General features: G+C 67.3%; 17 protein-coding genes. 11 read left to right on the forward strand and 6 right to left on the reverse strand.

The window, feature by feature from the left end; all coding sequences use genetic code 11:
- Window positions 1–279: 279 nt before the first annotated feature.
- Entirely contained in the window at window positions 280–723 is a 444-nt protein-coding gene (locus IU452_RS18395) for an SRPBCC family protein (protein WP_195110323.1), read from the forward strand.
- Between the two features lie 14 nt (window positions 724–737).
- On the opposite strand, the gene IU452_RS18400 is transcribed toward IU452_RS18395, so the two are convergent.
- Both IU452_RS18400 and IU452_RS18405 read right to left on the reverse strand, forming a co-directional pair.
- A complete protein-coding gene (locus IU452_RS18400; protein WP_324192693.1) occupies window positions 738–2,840 on the reverse strand; it encodes a prolyl oligopeptidase family serine peptidase in 2,103 nt (700 codons plus the stop codon).
- 238 nt (window positions 2,841–3,078) lie between these two features.
- A complete protein-coding gene (locus tag IU452_RS18405; RefSeq protein ID WP_195110325.1) occupies window positions 3,079–3,672 on the reverse strand; it encodes a TetR/AcrR family transcriptional regulator in 594 nt (197 codons plus the stop codon).
- A 94-nt stretch (window positions 3,673–3,766) separates the two neighbouring features.
- On the opposite strand from IU452_RS18405, the gene IU452_RS18410 reads away from it, so the two are divergent.
- From IU452_RS18410 to IU452_RS18435, 6 genes are all read left to right on the forward strand, one after another.
- Entirely contained in the window at window positions 3,767–5,344 is a 1,578-nt protein-coding gene (locus tag IU452_RS18410) for a carboxyl transferase domain-containing protein (RefSeq protein ID WP_195110326.1), read from the forward strand.
- Window positions 5,345–5,349: 5 nt separating this feature from the next.
- Window positions 5,350–7,398 (forward strand): acetyl/propionyl/methylcrotonyl-CoA carboxylase subunit alpha, encoded by a 2,049-nt coding sequence (locus IU452_RS18415; RefSeq protein WP_195110327.1) that lies wholly within the window; start codon window positions 5,350–5,352, stop codon window positions 7,396–7,398.
- A complete protein-coding gene (locus IU452_RS18420; RefSeq protein WP_195110328.1) occupies window positions 7,395–8,555 on the forward strand; it encodes an acyl-CoA dehydrogenase family protein in 1,161 nt (386 codons plus the stop codon). The genes IU452_RS18415 and IU452_RS18420 overlap by 4 nt, the downstream gene beginning before the upstream one ends.
- Window positions 8,552–9,034, forward strand: a complete 483-nt coding sequence (locus IU452_RS18425; RefSeq protein ID WP_195110329.1) for a MaoC family dehydratase — start codon at window positions 8,552–8,554, stop codon at window positions 9,032–9,034. The genes IU452_RS18420 and IU452_RS18425 overlap by 4 nt, the downstream gene beginning before the upstream one ends.
- Window positions 9,031–9,852, forward strand: a complete 822-nt coding sequence (locus tag IU452_RS18430; protein WP_228818224.1) for an HpcH/HpaI aldolase/citrate lyase family protein — start codon at window positions 9,031–9,033, stop codon at window positions 9,850–9,852. Before IU452_RS18425 ends, IU452_RS18430 begins: the two co-directional genes overlap by 4 nt.
- A 131-nt stretch (window positions 9,853–9,983) precedes the next feature.
- Window positions 9,984–11,930 (forward strand): acetoacetate--CoA ligase, encoded by a 1,947-nt coding sequence (locus IU452_RS18435; RefSeq protein ID WP_195110330.1) that lies wholly within the window; start codon window positions 9,984–9,986, stop codon window positions 11,928–11,930.
- Between the two features lie 11 nt (window positions 11,931–11,941).
- On the opposite strand, the gene IU452_RS18440 is transcribed toward IU452_RS18435, so the two are convergent.
- Together IU452_RS18440 and IU452_RS18445 are read right to left on the reverse strand one after the other, a co-directional pair.
- Window positions 11,942–12,673, reverse strand: coding sequence for an ABC transporter ATP-binding protein (locus IU452_RS18440; protein ID WP_195110768.1), 732 nt, complete (start codon window positions 12,671–12,673; stop codon window positions 11,942–11,944).
- 20 nt (window positions 12,674–12,693) lie between these two features.
- Complete coding sequence (locus tag IU452_RS18445; protein ID WP_195110331.1) at window positions 12,694–13,743, reverse strand: ABC transporter permease; 1,050 nt, start codon at window positions 13,741–13,743, stop codon at window positions 12,694–12,696.
- A 130-nt stretch (window positions 13,744–13,873) separates the two neighbouring features.
- Between IU452_RS18445 and IU452_RS18450 the strand changes: the two genes are divergently transcribed.
- Genes IU452_RS18450 through IU452_RS18465 form a run of 4 tightly spaced genes read left to right on the forward strand, consistent with a single transcriptional unit; the run spans window position 13,874 to window position 16,579 of the window.
- Complete coding sequence (locus tag IU452_RS18450) at window positions 13,874–15,022, forward strand: sensor histidine kinase (RefSeq protein WP_195110332.1); 1,149 nt, start codon at window positions 13,874–13,876, stop codon at window positions 15,020–15,022.
- Entirely contained in the window at window positions 15,019–15,636 is a 618-nt protein-coding gene (locus tag IU452_RS18455; protein WP_195110333.1) for a response regulator, read from the forward strand. The genes IU452_RS18450 and IU452_RS18455 overlap by 4 nt, the downstream gene beginning before the upstream one ends.
- Before the next feature lie 45 nt (window positions 15,637–15,681).
- Window positions 15,682–16,107, forward strand: coding sequence for a PPOX class F420-dependent oxidoreductase (locus tag IU452_RS18460; protein WP_195110334.1), 426 nt, complete (start codon window positions 15,682–15,684; stop codon window positions 16,105–16,107).
- A 46-nt stretch (window positions 16,108–16,153) separates the two neighbouring features.
- Window positions 16,154–16,579: a PPOX class F420-dependent oxidoreductase gene (locus IU452_RS18465; protein ID WP_195110335.1), complete on the forward strand. Its 426-nt coding sequence runs from the start codon at window positions 16,154–16,156 to the stop codon at window positions 16,577–16,579.
- Here the strand turns inward: IU452_RS18465 and IU452_RS39195 are convergent.
- Together IU452_RS39195 and IU452_RS18475 are read right to left on the reverse strand one after the other, a co-directional pair.
- Window positions 16,563–18,380, reverse strand: a complete 1,818-nt coding sequence (locus tag IU452_RS39195) for an alpha/beta hydrolase domain-containing protein (protein WP_195110336.1) — start codon at window positions 18,378–18,380, stop codon at window positions 16,563–16,565. The genes IU452_RS18465 and IU452_RS39195 overlap by 17 nt on opposite strands.
- 90 nt (window positions 18,381–18,470) lie before the next feature.
- The gene (locus tag IU452_RS18475; protein WP_324192694.1) at window positions 18,471–18,899 is read right to left on the reverse strand and encodes a DUF4254 domain-containing protein; all 429 of its coding nucleotides are present in this window, start codon (window positions 18,897–18,899) and stop codon (window positions 18,471–18,473) included.
- Window positions 18,900–19,055: the final 156 nt, after the last annotated feature.

Below are 19,055 nucleotides of genomic sequence, written 5' to 3' on the forward strand. Positions count from 1 at the left end.
GGGTTCGGGCGGACCTGCTCGGGTTGCGGGGCACCGTCGCGACGGCTTCGTGTGCTCCGGCGCTCCTCGACATTCATGCTCGCTATCGTAGCCAGCGAGGGTTGTCGCGCCGTTCAGTGTTACCGACGGTTTCGTCTTACCCGCGGGTCCTCGGCAGCGTCGGCGGTCGGCCCGGTATCGAAATCGCATCGGTTCGATCCGTAGCTCTGGTTCGCCGCGCCGTGCTGGCCGTAGGCTCCGCAGGAATCTCGAAGCCCCCTTGATCCGAACGGAGTGCCCATGCGCACGGTGGACCTGGAACGCACCATCCAGGCGCCCATCGCCGACGTGTTCGAGTGGCTTACCGATGCCACGAATTTCCAACGCGTTCCGCTGATTCGACGTGTGACCCTGGTGCGGCCGGGCAACGTCGCCGAGCACGGCGTGGGCGCGGTCCGGTTACTGGTGACGCCGCTGATGCGGGTGACCGAGGAGATCGTCGAATACGATCCGCCGCGGCTGATGCGGTACAAGATTCTGAATGCCTTTCCGCCGCTGCGCTTCCAGGACGGCAGCCTCACCTTCACCGAGGTGGAGAACGGCACGCGGGTGCGCTGGCATTCGGAATTCGAGGTGGCCGCGCCGATTTTCGGCGGACCGTGGACGCTGGCGTTGCAGCCCCTCGTCGCCCTGGGGATCCGGCTGGTGCTGTCCACCGCCGACCATGAACTGCGCCGGAGTTGACGCGTCCCGAGCGGTTACATGAGCCGGCGCATGAAGTAGGTGTAGCGCAGCGCCGTCGTGACGGCCGACTCGTCGATCGTGGCGCCGGTGCCGTGGCCGCCCTCCGAACCCTCGTAGAACAGGTAGGGGTAGCCCAACGACGCCAGCTTCGCCGCGAACTTGCGCGCATGCTGCGGACCGACCCGGTCGTCCTTGGTGGTGGTCCAGATGAACGGCTCCGGATAGTGCATATCGGGCTTCAGCTGCTGGTACGGCGAGATGGAGGCGAGGAAGGCGCGCTGGGTGGGGTCGTCGACGCTGCCGTATTCCCCGACCCACGACGCACCGGCCGCAATCTGCTCGTAGCGCAGCATGTCCAGCAGCGGCACCCCGATATCGACGGCATTCCACTGTTCGGGATGCTGGGTGAATTCGACGCCCATGAGCAGGCCGCCGTTGGAGGCGCCGGTGATGCCCAGACGCCGCGGCGTGGTGATCTTGCGCGCCACCAGATCCTTTCCGACGGCGGCGAAATCGTCGAAGGCGCGCTGCCGGTTGGTGGTGAGGGCTGCCTCGTGCCAGGCCGGTCCGAATTCGCCGCCGCCGCGGATGTCGGCCAGGGCGAACACCCCGCCGCGTGCGAGCCACAATCGGCCCAGATCGCCGTCGTAGTCCGGGGTCATCGCCGCCCCGAAACCGCCGTAGGCATTGAGGATCGTGGGATTGTTGCCGTCGAGAGGCATGTCGGCGCGGTGGACGACGAAATAGGGCACCTGGGTGCCGTCCGGCGAGGTCGCCTTCAGCTGTTCCACCACCAGGTTCGAGGAATCGAATTGCGGAGCAACGGTTTTCGCCTCGTTCAGGGCGCCGGTCGCGGTGTCCAGATGCCAGAGCGCGGGTGGGGTGAGGAATGAGGTGACCGTGAGGTAGGCCAGGCTGCCGCGGCTGTCGGCGGCGGCCGGGGTGAGGGTGGCGTTGTCGGGCAACGCGAGTGGGGTGGCCGACCACGAGCCGTCGGGCCGCGGGGTGTAGGTCGTGGCGCGGCCGCGCACATCGTTGAGTGACAGGACCACCGCCTGGTCGCGGGTGGTCATCACATCCTGGAAGGCGTCCGCCGGGCCGGGTGTGAACACCGCCGTGGGCTGCGGATGGCCGGGATCGCGTGCGACCGCTTCCGCGTCCAGCGACACCAGTGATCCGGCCGGGAAGGTGGTCCCGTCGGTGGTCCACTCCTGCTCGAGCGACACCAGGAGACGGTTGGCGACCATCCCCTGCAATTCCGCTTTGGCGGGCAGCGCCACCGGCTGTAAACCATTGGCGAGCAGGCGATATTGGCGTTCGAAGAAGGACGGGCTGCGCTCGATGAAGGCCATCCGATGGCCTTGCCCGTCGGTCAGCACGAGTGGAGTGGTGGCTACGTCGGTGCGCTCGCCGCGACCGATCTCCACCGCGTCGGAGAGGGGTTTACCCCGGTCCCACTGGTTCACGACGTAGGCGTACCCGGAGGTGGTGAGCTCGCCGGGCTGCCATTCCCGCGCGACCAGCAGGGTGTTGTCGTCCAACCATGCGATGTCCTGTTTGCCGCGCGGCAGAATGAAACCGTCGGGGACGAATTGCCCCGTGATGATGTCGAATTCGCGAACCGTGACGGCGTCTTCCCCGCCGTCGGACAGCACGATCAGGCACCGGGTCTCGCTGACCGGTGAACAGTCGACACCCTTCCACACCCAGTTCTTGCCTTCGGTGTTCGCCAGGGCATCCAGATCGAGCACGGTCACCCAGTGCGGTTGCGCCGTTTCGTAGTCCGCGACCGAGGTCTTCCGCCAGATACCGTGCGTGTGCTGGGGATCCCGCCAGAAGTTGTAGACCTCACCGTGGATGATCGTCGGCTCGGCCAGCCGATCCGGCGAATTCCCCACCTCCCGCGCCTGTGCGAGATTGTCGGCGTAGCGCGGATCCTGCTGCAGCACACCGAGGGTCTTGCCATTCTCCGCGGCCACCCACTGCTGCACCCGCGCGCTGTCGTTCTGCTCGAGCCACTGAAACTCATCACCGGGCTCCGGCGCCGAATTCCCGCACGCCGCCACCACACCCGCAACCAGCACGACCACTACCCGGAAAACCCAAGAACGCCCCACGCCCGCCTCCCCAAGATCGCTCCGTCGCCCCAGCGTAAACCACCCCACCGACTTCCAACCCCAGCCGCACCCCTCGCACACATACGCACCCACTACAACCGTCCGCACAGGGTGCGAACGCCAACAAAGAGTGCGGCTGCCTCCGTCCCGGCGTCGCCTCTGCCCGTCTCCCGGCGTCGACCCTCCTCGTCTCCCGGCGTCGACCCTCTTCCTCATCCCGGCATGCTTTTGGCCGGGATCACCCCAGGGCGGACAAGGCCATGCGGCGGAGGATGGGGCGGGCGCGGCTGGCCAGGGCGGCCGAGGCGCTGTGGGGGGTGGAGTTGAGTAGGCCGAAGATGGCGTGGGCCTGGACGCGGGCTGCGGGTTCGGCAAGGCCGGGGTGCAGGTCGCGCAGAACGCTCACCCACACTTCGACGTATTGCCGCTGGGTGCGGCGGACCTGGCGGCGGGCGGCCTCGGGCAGGTTCTCCAGGTCGCGATCCTGAATTCGAATCAGCTCCGGCTCGCCGAGGGCGAAATCGAGATGGAATTCGATCAGCCCGGACAGCGCATCCTCGGGCGTAGCGGACTGCGCCACAACGTCTTTCCCGCCCTCGAGCAGCCGCTGGCTGACTCCGACGAGCAACTCGACCAGCAGCGCCTCCTTGTTGGGGAAGTGCCGGTACACCGCGGGCCCGCTGATGCCCGCCGCCGCACCCAGGTCGTCCAGCCGCACGCCCGGGAAGCCGCGGTCGGCGATCAGCCGCGCACCCGCCTCCAGCAACTGCTGCCGGCGCTGCGCCTTGAGCTGCTCGCGCCGCGTGGGCGCGACGGAATCGCTGCTGGTCATCGCGACTCCTCTCGCTTCGTCTGGACAACTCGGTTAGTGAAGATTATCTTAGATTTCAGTTATTGGCGATTAACCGATCTGGCAGGATGGCGTGATGACGGTTACGCAGGACACGCACGTCGACAACCGGGCGGCGCATCTGGCGCTGGTCGAGGACCTGCGCGCACGGCTGGCCGCGGCCGCTCCGGGTGGTCCGGAGCGGGCGCGCGAACGGCACGTCGCGCGCGGCAAACTACTGCCACGGCAGCGGGTGGATCGGCTGCTCGACGCGGGCAGCCCCTTCCTCGAGCTGTCACCGCTGGCGGCCACCGGCATGTACGACGACGATTGCCCGGGCGCGGGGATCATCACCGGAATCGGCCGAGTGTCCGGGCGCGAATGCGTGATCGTCGCCAACGACGCCACCGTCAAGGGCGGCACCTACTACCCGATGACGGTCAAGAAGCATCTGCGGGCGCAGGAGGTCGCCCTGCAGAATCGCCTGCCCTGCATCTATCTCGTCGACTCGGGCGGCGCCTTTCTGCCCCGTCAGGACGAGGTCTTCCCTGATCGGGAGCATTTCGGCCGCATCTTCTACAACCAGGCGACCATGAGCGCCAAGGGCATCGCCCAGATCGCGGCGGTGCTCGGCTCCTGCACCGCGGGCGGCGCCTACGTCCCGGCGATGAGCGACGAGGCGGTGATCGTGCGCAACCAGGGCACGATCTTCCTCGGCGGCCCGCCGCTGGTGAAGGCCGCCACCGGCGAGGTGGTGACCGCGGAGGAACTCGGCGGTGGCGAATTGCATTCCCGCACTTCCGGAGTCACCGACCACCTGGCCGACAGCGACGAGGACGCCCTGCGCATCGTCCGCCGAATCGTGAGCACGCTGGGCCCGAAGACACCCGCACCGTGGGAGATCACGCCTCCGCTGGAACCCATTGCGCCGCAGTCCGAACTGTACGACGTGGTGCCGGTCGACCTGCGCACCCCCTACGACGTCCGCGAGGTCATCACCCGAATCGTCGACGGTGGCGAATTCGACGAATTCAAGGCCGAATACGGCCGTACCCTGGTGACCGGCTTCGCCCGAATCCACGGTCACCCGGTCGGCATCGTCGCCAACAATGGCGTGCTGTTCGCCGAATCGGCGCTCAAGGGAGCACATTTCATCGAACTGTGCGACAAGCGCGTCGTCCCGCTGGTCTTCCTGCAGAACATCACCGGCTTCATGGTCGGCCGCGACTACGAGGCCGGCGGCATCGCCAAACACGGTGCGAAGATGGTGACCGCCGTGGCCTGCGCGCGGGTGCCGAAGCTGACAGTGGTGATCGGCGGCTCGTACGGTGCGGGCAACTACTCCATGTGCGGTCGCGCGTATTCGCCGCGATTCCTGTGGATGTGGCCGAATGCGCGGATCTCCGTCATGGGCGGCGAGCAGGCCGCCTCGGTGCTGGCGACCGTGCGCGGCGACCAGGTGGGCGATTCCTGGTCCACCGAGGAGCAGGAGGCGTTCAAGGCGCCCATCCGCGACCAGTATGAGCGGCAAGGCAATCCGTACTATTCGACGGCACGGCTCTGGGACGACGGCGTCATCGACCCCGTCGATACCCGGACCGTACTCGGCCTGGCCCTGTCGGTCTGCGCGCAGGCGCCCCTCGAATCCGTCTCCTACGGCGTCTTCCGGATGTGATCACGATGATGCACAAATCGCAGCCCGTCCCGTTCGACACCGTGCTGGTCGCCAATCGCGGCGAGATCGCGGTGCGAGTCATCAGGACCTTGCGGGACATGGGAATTCGTTCGGTCGCGGTCTACAGCGACGCCGACGCCGCGGCCCGCCACGTGCACGAGGCCGATGTGGCGGTGCGGCTGGGACCGGCCCCGGCCCGGGAGAGTTATCTCGACATCGATCGCGTCGTCGACGCGGCCAGGCGCACCGGGGCGCAGGCGGTCCACCCGGGATACGGCTTCCTGTCGGAGAATCCGGCATTCGCCGCCGCCCTGGCGAAGGCGGACATCGTCTTCCTGGGGCCACCGGCGCGGGCCATCGAGATCATGGGCGACAAGATCGCGGCCAAGAATACGGTTTCCGAGTTCGGCGTCCCCGTGGTCCCGGGAATCGCCCGGCCGGGCCTCACCGACGCCGAATTGATCGATGCCGCAACGGAAATCGGCTACCCGGTGCTGGTGAAGCCGTCGGCCGGTGGGGGCGGCAAAGGCATGCGGCTGGTGCACGCACCCGAACAACTGCCGGATGCCCTGGTGAGCGCCCGTCGTGAGGCAGCCGCGGCCTTCGGCGACGACACCCTGTTCCTGGAGCGCTTCGTCACCCGGCCGCGGCACATCGAGGTCCAGATCATCGCCGACCAATACGGTCACGTGCTGCATCTGGGCGAGCGGGAATGCAGCCTGCAACGGCGGCATCAGAAGGTGATCGAGGAGGCGCCCTCTCCACTGCTGGACGCCGAGACCCGGGCCCGGATCGGCGCGGCGGCCTGCAATACCGCGCGCAGTGTCGACTACGTCGGCGCGGGCACGGTGGAATTCATCGTCTCCGCCGACCGTCCGGACGAATTCTTCTTCATGGAGATGAACACCCGCCTGCAGGTGGAGCATCCGGTGACCGAGCTGATCACCGGCGTCGACCTGGTCGAATGCCAGATCCGCGTGGCCGCCGGGCAGAAGCTGGCCGCCGGCCAGGACGATATCCGCCTGACCGGACATGCCATCGAGGCCCGCGTCTACGCCGAGGATCCCGGCCGGGACTTCCTGCCGACGGGCGGCACCGTGCTCGAGCTGTCCGAGCCGGAAGGCTCCGGGGTACGGGTGGATTCGGGCCTGCGCGTGGGCACCGTGGTCGGCAGCGACTACGACCCGATGCTGTCCAAGGTCATTGCCTACGCTTCCGACCGCACCGAAGCCATCGCGAAACTCGATCAGGCCCTGGCGAATACGGTCGTGCTGGGCGTGCGCACCAACACCGACTTCCTGCGCTTCCTGCTCGCCGACCCGGATGTGGTTGCGGGACGGCTGGATACGGGCCTGCTGGACCGCCGCGCCGTCGACTTCCGGCCCGAGCCGGTATCGGACGAGCAGTTCATCGCCGCAGCGGTCTTCCGGTGGTTGCGGACCTGGCCGACGGCTGCCTCGGACCCCTGGGAGATCCCGAACGGCTGGCGGTTGGGGATGGCCGCACCGACTACGTTCCGCCTGGCAGGCGGCGACCGCACGGTGCACGTCTCGATCACCGGTGACCCCGATACTGCCCAGGTGTGGTTGGAGGACGCCGAAAAACGCGCTCTGGCTGCCGAATTCGTCACGTCGTCGTCCGGCAACGGCTTCCCGTCGGTGAGCCTTGTGCTCGACGGCATCCGAACCACCTATCGCGTCGCCGAACACGACGGCCAGGTGTGGATCGCCGACGCATCCGGCGTCGCCTCGGTGCGCGAGGTGGCCGAGGTGAGCGCCCGCTCGGCCGCCGAACACGTCGGTGATGCCGAAATCCGCAGCCCGATGCCGGGTTCGGTGATCGCCGCCCCGATCACCTCCGGGGCGGTGGTCGCCGCGGGCGCACCCGTGGTCGTCGTGGAGGCCATGAAGATGGAACACACCCTCACCGCCCCGATCGCGGGAACCGTCGAACTGCTCGTCACCCCCGGCACCCAGGTCCAGGTGGACCAGATCCTCGCCCGCATCGTCCCCGCCGCGGACGACCACCCTGATTCGAAGGACACCTCCGCATGACCGACTTCCTGTCCACGGGCACCCTTCCCGACGAGTATCGCGAACTCGCGCTCACCGTCCGTGATTTCGCACGGCAGGTGGTGGCGCCGGTCGCCGCGAAACACGACGCCGAACACTCCTTCCCCTATGAGGTGGTCGCGGGAATGGCGGATATGGGCCTGTTCGGCCTGCCGTTCCCGGAGGAATACGGCGGTATGGGTGGCGACTACTTCGCCTTGTGTCTGGCCCTCGAGGAACTGGGCAAGGTCGACCAGAGCGTCGCCATCACCCTGGAGGCCGGAGTGTCACTGGGCGCGATGCCGATCTACCGCTTCGGCAACGACAAGCAGAAGCAGGAATGGTTGCCGCAGTTGACCAGTGGCCGTTCGCTGGCCGCCTTCGGCCTGACCGAGCCCGGCGCGGGCAGCGACGCCGGCGGCACCCGCACCACGGCCGTTCGCGACGGCGACGACTGGATCATCAACGGCAGCAAGCAGTTCATCACCAACTCCGGCACCGATATCACCCGCCTGGTGACGGTGACCGCCGTGACCGGGCAGGTCGACGGCAAGAAGGAGATCTCCACCATCCTGGTGCCCACCGACACCCCCGGCTTCGTCGCCGAACCGGCCTACAACAAGGTCGGGTGGAACGCCTCGGACACCCATCCGCTCAGCTTCACCGATGTCCGTGTGCCGCAGGAGAATCTGCTCGGCGAGCGGGGACGCGGCTACGCCAACTTCCTGCGCATCCTCGACGAGGGCCGCATCGCCATCGCCGCCCTGGCCGTCGGCGCCGCCCAGGGCTGTGTCGACGAAAGCGTGCGGTACGCCTCCGAACGCGATGCGTTCGGCCAGGCGATCGGCCGCAACCAGGCCATCGCCTTCAAAATCGCGCGGATGGAGGCGCGTGCCCACGCCGCCCGCACTGCCTATTACGATGCCGCGGCGCTCATGCTCGCGGGCAAGCCTTTCAAGAAGCAGGCGTCGATCGCGAAACTGGTCGCCAGCGAGGCGGCGATGGACAATTCCCGCGATGCCACGCAGATTTTCGGCGGCTACGGCTTCATGAACGAATACGCTGTGGCCCGGCACTATCGTGACAGCAAGATTCTGGAAATCGGCGAGGGCACCACGGAGGTGCAGTTGATGCTGATCGGACGGGAGCTGGGCCTGTGAACGAGCCGATCCGCCGGGTGGTGCAGCGCGGCCTGTGGTTCGAGGAATTCGAGACCGACGTGCTGTACGAGCACCGGCCCGGTCGCACGATTACCGAGGCCGACAATGTGCTGTTCACGACCCTCACGATGAATACCCAGGCCCTGCATCTGGACGCGGCTTTCGCCGATGAGCTGCCGCCGTTTCATCAGCGCCTGGTCAATTCCATGTTCACGCTCTCCACGCTGGTCGGCCTGTCGGTGGCGCAACTGACCCAGGGCACGATCGTGGCCAATCTCGGTTTTTCCGATATCGCCTTCCCCAAGCCGCTGTTCCACGGCGACACCCTGTACGCCGAGACAGCGGTGACCGATAAGCGGGAATCGAAGAGCCGACCGGGGGAGGGGATTGTGACCTTCGCCCACACCGGCCGCAATCAGCACGGCGACGTGGTGGCCACCGCGATCCGCAAAACTCTCGTCCGGAAGAAGCCCGCATGAGGCAGACCTGGCAAATGCCCGGCCCGGCCTGGCTGTTCTGCCCCGCCGACCGCCCGGAACGCTTCGAGAAGGCCGCCGCCGTAGCCGACGTCGTGATCCTCGATCTCGAAGACGGTGTGGCGCAGGCAGACAAGGCCGCGGCCCGCGAGGCCCTGCTCTCGACGCCACTCGACCCGGATCGCACGGTCGTCCGGGTGAACGCGGTCAGCACCCCCGACCACGCCGCGGACATGAAGGCCGTGGCGCGCACTCACTACCAGCGCATCATGCTGCCGAAATGTGAAAGCGCCGACCAGGTTTCGAACCTGTACTACCAAACGATCGCCCTCATCGAATCCCCGCGCGGTGCCCTGGAAGTCGACCGCATCATGCAGGTCGACGACGCGATCGGCGTCATGTGGGGCGCGGAAGACCTGATCGCGGCCCTCGGCGGCAACGCCAGCAGACACCCCGACGGAACCTACCGCGACGTGGCCCGCCACATACGCTCCACCGCCCTGCTCGCCGCCAAGGCCTCCGCCAAGTTCGCCCTCGACTCGGTCTACCTGAACATCCCCGACCTGGACGGCCTGCGTGCCGAGGCCGAGGACGCGGTAGCGGTGGGCTTCGACGCGAAGGTGGCCATCCACCCCAGCCAGGTCCCGGTGATTCGCGAGACCTACGCGCCCTCGGCCGAAGAATTGGACTGGGCTCGAAGGCTCCTGGCCGAGGTCCCGAACAACCGCGGCGTCTTCACCTTCGAGGGCCGCATGGTCGACGGCCCGGTCGTCCACCACGCCGAACGCATCGTCCAACGCGCTACACCCACCCACCCGTAACCCTGGTAATGGGCGTGGGCGAGCATCCAAGTCGGCGAACGTCGAGACGCGGGCTGCGAGGTTGCTCGGTCGGGCCGCCCGCCGGGCGGGATTGCGTCACAATCGGGTGGATTTCCTGAGCTAGGAGAGTGATGGCGGTGGTGGAACCGCAGTGGGTGCCGAGTGCGGAGGATGTGGCCCGGGCGCGGGTCACCGATTTCGCGCGGTTCGTGGCCGAGCGGACGGGTCGCGAGTTCATCGACTACCACGCACTATGGCAGTGGTCGGTCGATGATCTGTCCGGATTCTGGGGGGCGGTGTGGGCGTACTTCGGTCTCGGGCCCGCGCCGCAGCAGGTGCTTGCGAGTGCGGAAATGCCGGGTGCGCAATGGTTTCCGGGGGTGCGGCTGAACTATGTCGATCAGATCGTGCGGCAGGCGCGGTCGGATCGACCGGCCATCGTCTACGCGAGCGAGGACGGTTCGCTCACCGAGATCTCGTGGGCCGAACTGCTCGGCCGGACGGCGGCGTTGGCGGGTGTTCTCCGCGGTCAGGGGGTACAGCCCGGTGATCGCGTGGTCGGCTATATCCCCAATATTCCGGAGGCGATCATCGCCTTCCTCGCAACGGCGAGCCTCGGTGCCGTCTGGAGTGCCTGCGGCCAGGACTATTCGGCGAAGGCGGCCCTCGATCGCCTGGGCCAGTTGGAGCCGGTCGTTCTGGTGACCGCCGACGGTTACCGATACGGCGGCAAGATCCACGACAAGACCGCGGAGATAGCCGAGCTGCGTGCCGGTTTGCCGACGGTGCGAGTGACGGTGGTGGTGTCCCGGATCGACAGCGAGGTGCCCAACTCGCTCGAGTGGGAGCAGATCACCGAGCCGATCGGCACCGATATCGACACCGGCCAGGTCGATTTCGACCACCCGCTGTGGGTCCTGTACTCCTCGGGCACCACCGGCCTGCCGAAGGGCATCGTCCACGGCCACGGCGGTGTCCTGCTCGAACATCTGAAAGCCGCTGCGCTGCAGGCCGATATCGGGCGAGACGACACCTTCTTCTGGTACACCAGCCCGAGCTGGATGATGTGGAATTTCCAGATCGCCGGTCTGCTGGTGGGCGCCACCATCGTCTGCTACGACGGCAGCCCGTCCGCCCCGACGCCGGATGCGCTGTGGGACCTCGCCGCTCGCACTCGCACCAGCGTCCTCGGCACCAGCCCCGGCTATGTGCTGGCCTGCATCAAGGCCGGTGTCGTACCGCGCCGCGATCACGACCTGTCCGCACTGCGCACGGTCGGCATCACCGGCGCGTCGCTGCCGGCGTCCTCGTCGCTGTGGCTGGCCGACAATGTCGGCGAGCGCGTCCAGGTCTCCTCGATCAGCGGCGGCACGGATGTGGTGTCGGCCTTCCTCGGGGGTGTGCCGACCGTTCCGGTGTGGCCGGGCGAGTTGTCGGTGCGATTCCTCGGTGCGGCGGTCGACTCCTGGGATCCCACCGGGCATCCCATCCGCGGCGAGGTCGGCGAGCTGGTGATCACCAAGCCGATGCCCTCCATGCCGGTGAAATTCTGGAACGACCCCGACGGATCCCGGTACCGCAGTGCCTATTTCGACATGTTCCCCGGCGTCTGGCGGCACGGCGACTGGATCACCATCACCGACCACGGCAGCATCATCGTCCACGGCCGCTCCGACTCGACCCTGAACCGCCACGGCATCCGCATGGGCTCGGCCGACATCTACCAGGCCGTCGAATCGCTCCCCGAAATAGCCGAGGCCATGGTCATCGGCGCCGAACAACCCGACGGCGGCTACTGGATGCCCCTGTTCGTCGTCCTCGCCGAAGGGACAGAGCTCACCGACGAGGTGGAGCAGCGCATCAACGCGACTATTCGGACCCAGGTGTCCCCCCGTCACGTTCCCGACGACATCATCGTCGCCCCCGGCATCCCCCACACCCGCACCGGCAAGAAGCTCGAGGTCCCCATCAAGCGCCTGTTCCAGGGAGCCGACCCCGCCCGCGTCGTCGAACGCAGCGCCGTGGACAACCCGGTCCTCCTGGACTGGTACGCCTCGATCGAGATGCCGAAGCCATAGACCTGTCGCTCTCAAGCGGCTAAATCGGCAGAGTTGTCGAGCGACAGGACGCCGTCGACCATGCGGTAGACCGCGGTCATCTGGTGAAGGTGGCTGCGGTCGTGGGTGACCAGCAGGGTGGCGGCGCCGTGGTTGTGGACCACCTCGAGGATGAGGTCGATGATGGCGGCCCCGCGTTCCTGGTCGAGGGCGCTGGTGGGCTCGTCGATGACCAGCAGTGACGGGTCGTTCATGAGGGCTCGGGCGATATTGACGCGCTGGCGTTGACCGCCCGAGAGCTGGGCAGGGCGCTTGTGTTCGTGGCCCGTCAGTCCGACCGAGGCGAGGAGATCCATTGCCTTGCCGTGGGTTTCACGTCGCATGCGGGGTGTGACGAACAAGCGCCGGCCGAGATGGATCATTGCTTCGAGCTGTTCCACGGCCGTGAGAGCCGGAATCAGATTCGGTTGCTGGAAGACGATTCCGATGTGTTCACGGCGCAACCGCGCCGCCTCGCGGCCGCTCACCGTGGCCAGATCGACAGTGCCCGTACCGGTGTCGAGCCGGACCTGGCCGGAGTCCGGACGAATCAGCGTCGACACCACCGCCAGCAGGCTCGACTTCCCCGATCCGGACGGCCCGGTGATCGCGGCGACCTCACCACCGTGGACTCGCAGGTGCACCGCATCCAGTGCGGTGATGCGTTCCGCGCCGTCGGGGTAGGTGAGGGTGACGTCCGAAACAGTCAGCGAGGTCATCGAAATCTCCTGTAGACCTGGGTAATTCAGCGAGCCTGATTGAGCGCGGTGAGCGGATCGGTGGTGGTGAGGAAACGCAACGCGAACGCGGCGCCGAGCAGCCCCAGCCCGATCAGCGCCACGCCTGGCACGAGAGTCGTTGCGGCACTGAGGACGAACGGCACGGCATCACCGATGAACACCGCCGCGAGGGCGGTACCGCCGACGCCGACACCGACACCGGCCAGCAGCACGATCAACGCCTGCCCCAGCGCATCGCGTACCAGGGATCCGGTGGTGGCGCCCAACGCCTTCAACGTCGCGATATCGGGCGTGCGCTGAATCGTCCACACCGTGAAGAACGCCCCGATCACCAGCGCGGAAATGGCGAACAGCATCACCGTCATCAGCGTCAGCGACTTGTTCTCGGCCTGATACGACGCGATCGCCTGCAGCGACCCTTTCACACTGGTCGTGGTGGTGTGCGCGGCCTTGTTCACCGCGTCGAGATCGTGGACGCCGGACACGACCAGCACGGTTGCCGCACCTCCGCGCGGAGTCACCGACTGCCAATCCGACAGCGGCATCCACACCACCGGCGTGTGCGCGAACCAGTCGTCGCCCCCGATCGCGGCCACGGTGAAGGTGGCCGAGCCGAGCGACACCGGGTCCCCGGTCGCGGCCGACAGCTTCTTTGCTGCCGGTTCGGAGAGCACGACCGTCCCCGGCTGTGTAGCCATCCGATTGCCAAAGGCGTTCCCCTGGACTCCGAACAGCGCAACCTGCGTCGGTGCGGAGCCATCGACGGTTGCTCTGGCGCGGCTGATACCCGTGGGGTCGACCGTTGCGCCCGTCTGCTCCCATGCCCGCACCTGCTCGGCGGTCAGGGCCGAGGAATCGAACGACGGCGACGACCCGGTATCGGCGAACACCACTGCCTCTCCGGACATGCGCTGAACAGCGGAAATGTTCTGATGGGCGAGTCCGGCCGTGAGACCGCTCAGAAAGCTCACCAGCAGCGCGATCAACACGACCACCAGCATGATGAGCAGGAAGCGGCCGCGGGCGGCCCGCAGATCTCTGAGCGCGACGAACATGCCTCCACCCTGGCCTCCGCACCCGCCCCGGCCATCGCAATCCGGAACCATTCCCCGACCAGCCAACGGTGGGGAGTCGATTACACCTTTCGATGGATGCCGTGCCGGTAACCGCGCATAAGCTGGCACCGTGCACCGGTCCCCGCTCACCCCTGTCTTCGCCGCGCTGCAGGTCGGGCTGCATGCCCTGATGGTGGTGTTGACGGGTGTGGTGGTCGGGCGGGGCGTGGTGGCCGACAGCGGCCACCGATGGGGGGTCGCCGCACTCGCCGCGGTGTTCCTGATCACGTATTTCGGCGGTGTGGCACTGCGCGGCAGGATCACGGCGTCCCGGGTGTGGTTGGGCGTGCTCACGCTGATGTGGCTGGGTCTGGTGGCGCTGGTGCCGGACGCGGTGTACCTCGTATTCGGTCTGTTCTTCCTGTACCTGCATCTGCTGCCGCGCTTCTGGGGCGTGCTGGCGGTCGCCGCCTCCACGGCCGCCGCGGTGATCGGCTACGAACTGCACAAGGGTTGGAACGTGGGCGGCGTAATCGGGCCGATCGTGGCCGCATTCGTCGCCATCGCGATCGGATGGGGCTATCGGGCGCTGTTCCGCGAGGCCGCCGACCGCCAGAAACTGATCGACGAATTGCTCGCTACCCGGGCCACTCTCGCCGAACAGGAACGCACGGCGGGCAAACTCGCCGAACGCGAACGGCTGGCGCAGGAGATCCACGACACCGTCGCCCAGGGACTGTCGAGCATCCAGCTCCTGCTGCACGCGGTCGAGCGTGCGGCACCGGAACACCCCGCCCTGCAGCAGATTCGGCTGGCCCGCGACACCGCCGCCGACAGCCTCATCGAAACCCGCCAGCTCATCGCGGAACTCACCCCGGCCGCGCTGGAGGGTCAATCGCTGACTGATGCGCTGGAACGAATAGCCCAGCGGGCCAGCACGCCTGGACTGGACACCCAGCTGCTGGTGGAGGGCACACCCGAGCGGCTGCCGATGCCGATCGAGGCCGCGTTGGTGCGGGTGGCCCAGGGCGCGGTGTCGAATGTGGTCCGGCACGCGAAGGCCGACCGCATGCGCATCACGCTCACCTACGCCGACGATGCGGTACACCTGGACGTCGTCGACGACGGTGTCGGTATCGACCCGGAGGTGTTCCGGCGCGGCACATTCGGGCTCAACGCCATGCACAGCCGGGTCGAACAGCAGGGTGGCAGCATGAGCGTCGAATCAGAGCCCGGCCACACCGCCGTGACCGTGTCGTTCCCGCTGGAGGAGTCATGATCCGCCTGCTGCTCGCCGATGATCACGCCATCGTCCGCGCCGGACTGCGCGCGTTGCTGGATTCGGGCGAGGACATCGAGGTGGTCGGCGAGGCCGCCACCGCCGAGGAGGCCGTAGCCTTCTGCAGCACAACCGAAGTCGACCTAGTGCTGATGGATCTTCGCTTCGGGCCCGGGAAATCGGGAGTCGATGCCACCGTGGCCCTGCGTGCCCTACCCGACCCACCCAATGTCCTGGTGGTCACCAACTACGACACCGACGCCGACATTCTGGGCGCCATCGAGGCCGGTGCCTGCGGTTACATCCTCAAGGACACCCCGCCCGCCGAACTGCTGGCCGCCGTGCGGGGCGCCGCCTCGGGGGAGAGCGTGCTGTCCCCCTCGGTCGCCTCCAAGCTCATGACCCGAGTCCGCAAACCCGATACCACCTTGAGCCCCAGGGAAATCGAGGTCCTGCGCCTGGTCGCCGACGGTCACTCCAATCGGGAGATCGGCAAGCGCCTGTTCCTCAGCGAGACGACAGTGAAATCCCACCTGGTGCACATCTACTCGAAGCTGGGCGTGAAGTCCCGCACCTCCGCGGTGGCCCGCGCCCGCGAGCGCGGCGCAATCTGACGTGTATGTTGCCAAAAATTTGCTGTTGAGTCGTATCCTGCATTCATGCTCTCACTCGCCGATCCCGAGGTGCGCGAATTCCTGACCTTCGGCACCCGCACCTGCAAGCTCGCGTTCGTGGCCACCGATGGACGGCCGGTCATCAATCCGGTCTGGTTCGTTCTCGAGGGCGACGAAGTGGTGTTCACCACCGGCAAGGACTCCGCCAAGGGCCGGGCAATCCTCCGCGACCCGCGGGTGGCGGTCTGCGTCGACAGAGAAGAAACTCCGTTCGGTTACGTGCAGATCCAGGGCGTCGCGGCCCTCTCGGAGGATCTGGACGAGATGGTCCGCCTGGCCACCGCAATAGGCAGACGCTACATGGGGGCCGATCGCGCCGAGGAGTTCGGCAGACGCAACGGCGTGCCGGGCGAGCTGCTGGTCCGCGTCCGGCCGGTCAAGGTGCTGGGCAGCCTGGACCTGTCCGGTTAGCGAGTCGCTTGCCAAGGGTTCCGCATGCTCCTCGTACGCTGAACCCATGGCCTCCATCAACGATCCCGAAGTGCGTGAATTCCTCTCCCACGGCACCCGCACCGGCAAGCTCGCATTCGTGGCCACCGACGGCCGCCCGGTGATCAACCCGGTCTGGTTCATCCTCGAGGGCGACGAAATCGTCTTCAACACCGGCAAGGACACCGCCAAAGGCCGGGCAATCCTGCGCGACCCCCGCGTCGCCCTCTGCGTCGACCTGGACGAACCCCCGTACGGCTACTTCCAGATTCAAGGCACCGCAACCATTTCCGAAGACCCCGATGAACTCCTCCGCACCGCCACCATCATCGGCGGCCGCTATATGGGCGCCGACCGCGCCGAGGAATTCGGCAAACGCAACGGCGTCCCCGGCGAACTCGTCGTCCGCATCCGCCCCACCAAAGTCCTCGGCGGCCTCAATATGACGGCCTGACGGACAGGCGATACTCGGCCACTGTTGCTGCGACCACTGCCTCGACATCCTCGGGTAGCAGAAAGCCTTCTTCCGCAAGGTTATTCGCCACAGTGCGGACGGTGGCGGCATACGCCTCGCGGGTGGGGTAGCGATTGCGGACCGACGGTCGGCCGGGCGGGAAGGGGAGTTTGCTGCCGAGGCGTTCGTAGGGGACGGCCGGGAGGCCGTCGACCGGTCGTCGCGGGTTCCAGCCCGTGTAGACCGCGAGCGGGGCCGCCACCGCCGGGAGGCGGATACCGGCGATCTCGTTGCCGTCCTCGTCGACCGCGGAAACCAGCATCGGGTAGGGCTCGCCGCGTCGGGCCGGCCAGCGGCCGATGCCGCGCTCGGCGTCCGGGCCCAGGTCGAGTCGGCGGGCGCAGGGCAGCAGGGCGGGGTCGGGGCGGGCGACGTGCCCGAACTGGTCGAGGACCTTGGCCGGCGGCACGGCGGTGCCGTCGCCGGTGCGCGGTACTCGGCTGTGTGGCGGCTCCACCCCCTCGCTCACCCACTGCTCGAGCGCGATGAGCAGTGCCCGCAGTACCGGGGTGACATCGAGTTCGTTCACCGGGTTGGCCACGGGCAGAATGCTTTTGAGAGGGTTGGGGCCGAAGTGGTCCGCGCCCGCGAGGGCGTAGGTCCGGACATCGGGATCCTCCGGAAGGTCCTGCCCCGTCACCGAATCCACGTGAACCAGAGCGCCGTCGCCGCGCCAATATTCCGACGAGCTGTTGGTGAAGATCGTCTTGGGCACGCCACCCAGCGCCCGCTGCCGTGCCAGCAGACCGGCACTGTCGAACGGCGGCAGCGCTCCGAATCCGTCGTCCTGGGCCGCCGACGGCTGGGCATAACGGTGATTGAACTGGCCGCGTGCTCCGCTGGCGATGTGGGCGAACACCCCGTCGAAGACCATCGCTCCCGATTCGTCGAGATTCAGCCCCTCCCAGAGGAATTGACGCAGCAGCCGCCCCGATTGAGAGATCCCGAACGCATAGGCGTGTTCGATTCCGTCGCTCCGCAGATGCGAGACGACATCCCGGATCGCCAGCATTCCGCATCCAGCAACCGGTGCCCGAGAGGTGCGGTAGATGAGCTCGTACCAGTGAAAGGGCCGGAAGCCACCGTCCAGCGCGACATGCGTGCTGTCGGTGAATCGCCAACTGCCGCGCGGTATTTCGGTGCGATCGCCCTCGGGCGAGGTGCGCACCGTCAGCACGGCATCGGGGTCCGCGATATCGGCGGTGGGGTACTCCGCGAATTGGAACAGGGCCCCCGTCCCCGGCATGACGTCGCGGAGCGGATGACTGGCCTCGGCGGTATCGGCCCGCCAATCCAACCGCATCCACCCCGGCCCGACCTGGGCGTCGGGCACGGTGACACCCAACTCCCCGGGCCCGCGCAGCACATCCCACTGCCACCCACACCAGGCAATGGTCCACCCGCGATCCAGCAGAAACCCGTCCCCCGGATCGAGCCGCTCCGGATTCGCAAAATCGATCTCGGCCCCCAGACTGAACGGCACCCCGGCCCCCAGCCTGCCCCGATTGGCCACAACGAACAGCAGATTCCGGCTCCCACCGTCCTTCGGCCGCAAAAGCCGCAAATCCGCCTCGAACCGCACCAGCCCGTCCCCATCACGCGGCGCCAACTCGAGATCGACAATGCGCCGATTCCCCGGATGCCCCGGGTCCACCGCAAACGCCACGGTCCCGCGCACCCACTCGTACCGCGGGTCGGCGTACGGCCCCACGGATTCGATACGAACCGCCTCGACAGCCACGAATAACTCCCCTCGGTCCGAGTAACCCAGCCGAGTCTATGAGCGCCCCCAATCCACACCCCGGCGTCCGTGACCTAAGTCACCGGCAAATCAGGGACCGCCTGGCAAGCGCCGACGGCCGCTCGCAACCTCCTCCACCAGGTCTTCGTACCCGACCGCGAGTTCGGCCAGCCCCTCCCACACCTCGCCGAGTTCGCAGTCATCGGCACTCGCCAAGGCCGCATAGGCGGACGCCGTGAGTAGGGAGAGCCGATCGACGATCGCCCCCATGGTCTCGGTGTGAATGCGTGCGGAACCCGGAGCGGGCGGGAGATTTTCGTGTATCCACCGGTCGATGCGCCGAATCAGCCGGGCCCGCAGCTCGTCGATCTCGGCCTTGCGCACGGGATCACAACCCAACCGCTGCTCGTGCAACTCGGTCAACGCATGGGCGGCCCGCAACATCGGGTGGTTGTCACAGCCGATTCCCCGGCAAGCATGCAGTAGTTGCTGTTTCGTCGGCAACGGTGCGATCAACACGGCGACGTCCTCGCCGCGCAAATCTTTATCTCCTGGACGACGACCATCCCGGACGGTCGAAAAGTATCCCGCGGCGGCACAATCCACTGCCGAAACCCGGCCTGCGCATCCTGCGGCGAGGGCAACGCAATCTCCCCACCCCTCGGAACAAGACTG

Origin of the sequence: Nocardia transvalensis (assembly GCF_015477765.1) — a bacterium.
GTDB lineage: Bacteria > Actinomycetota > Actinomycetes > Mycobacteriales > Mycobacteriaceae > Nocardia > Nocardia transvalensis_A.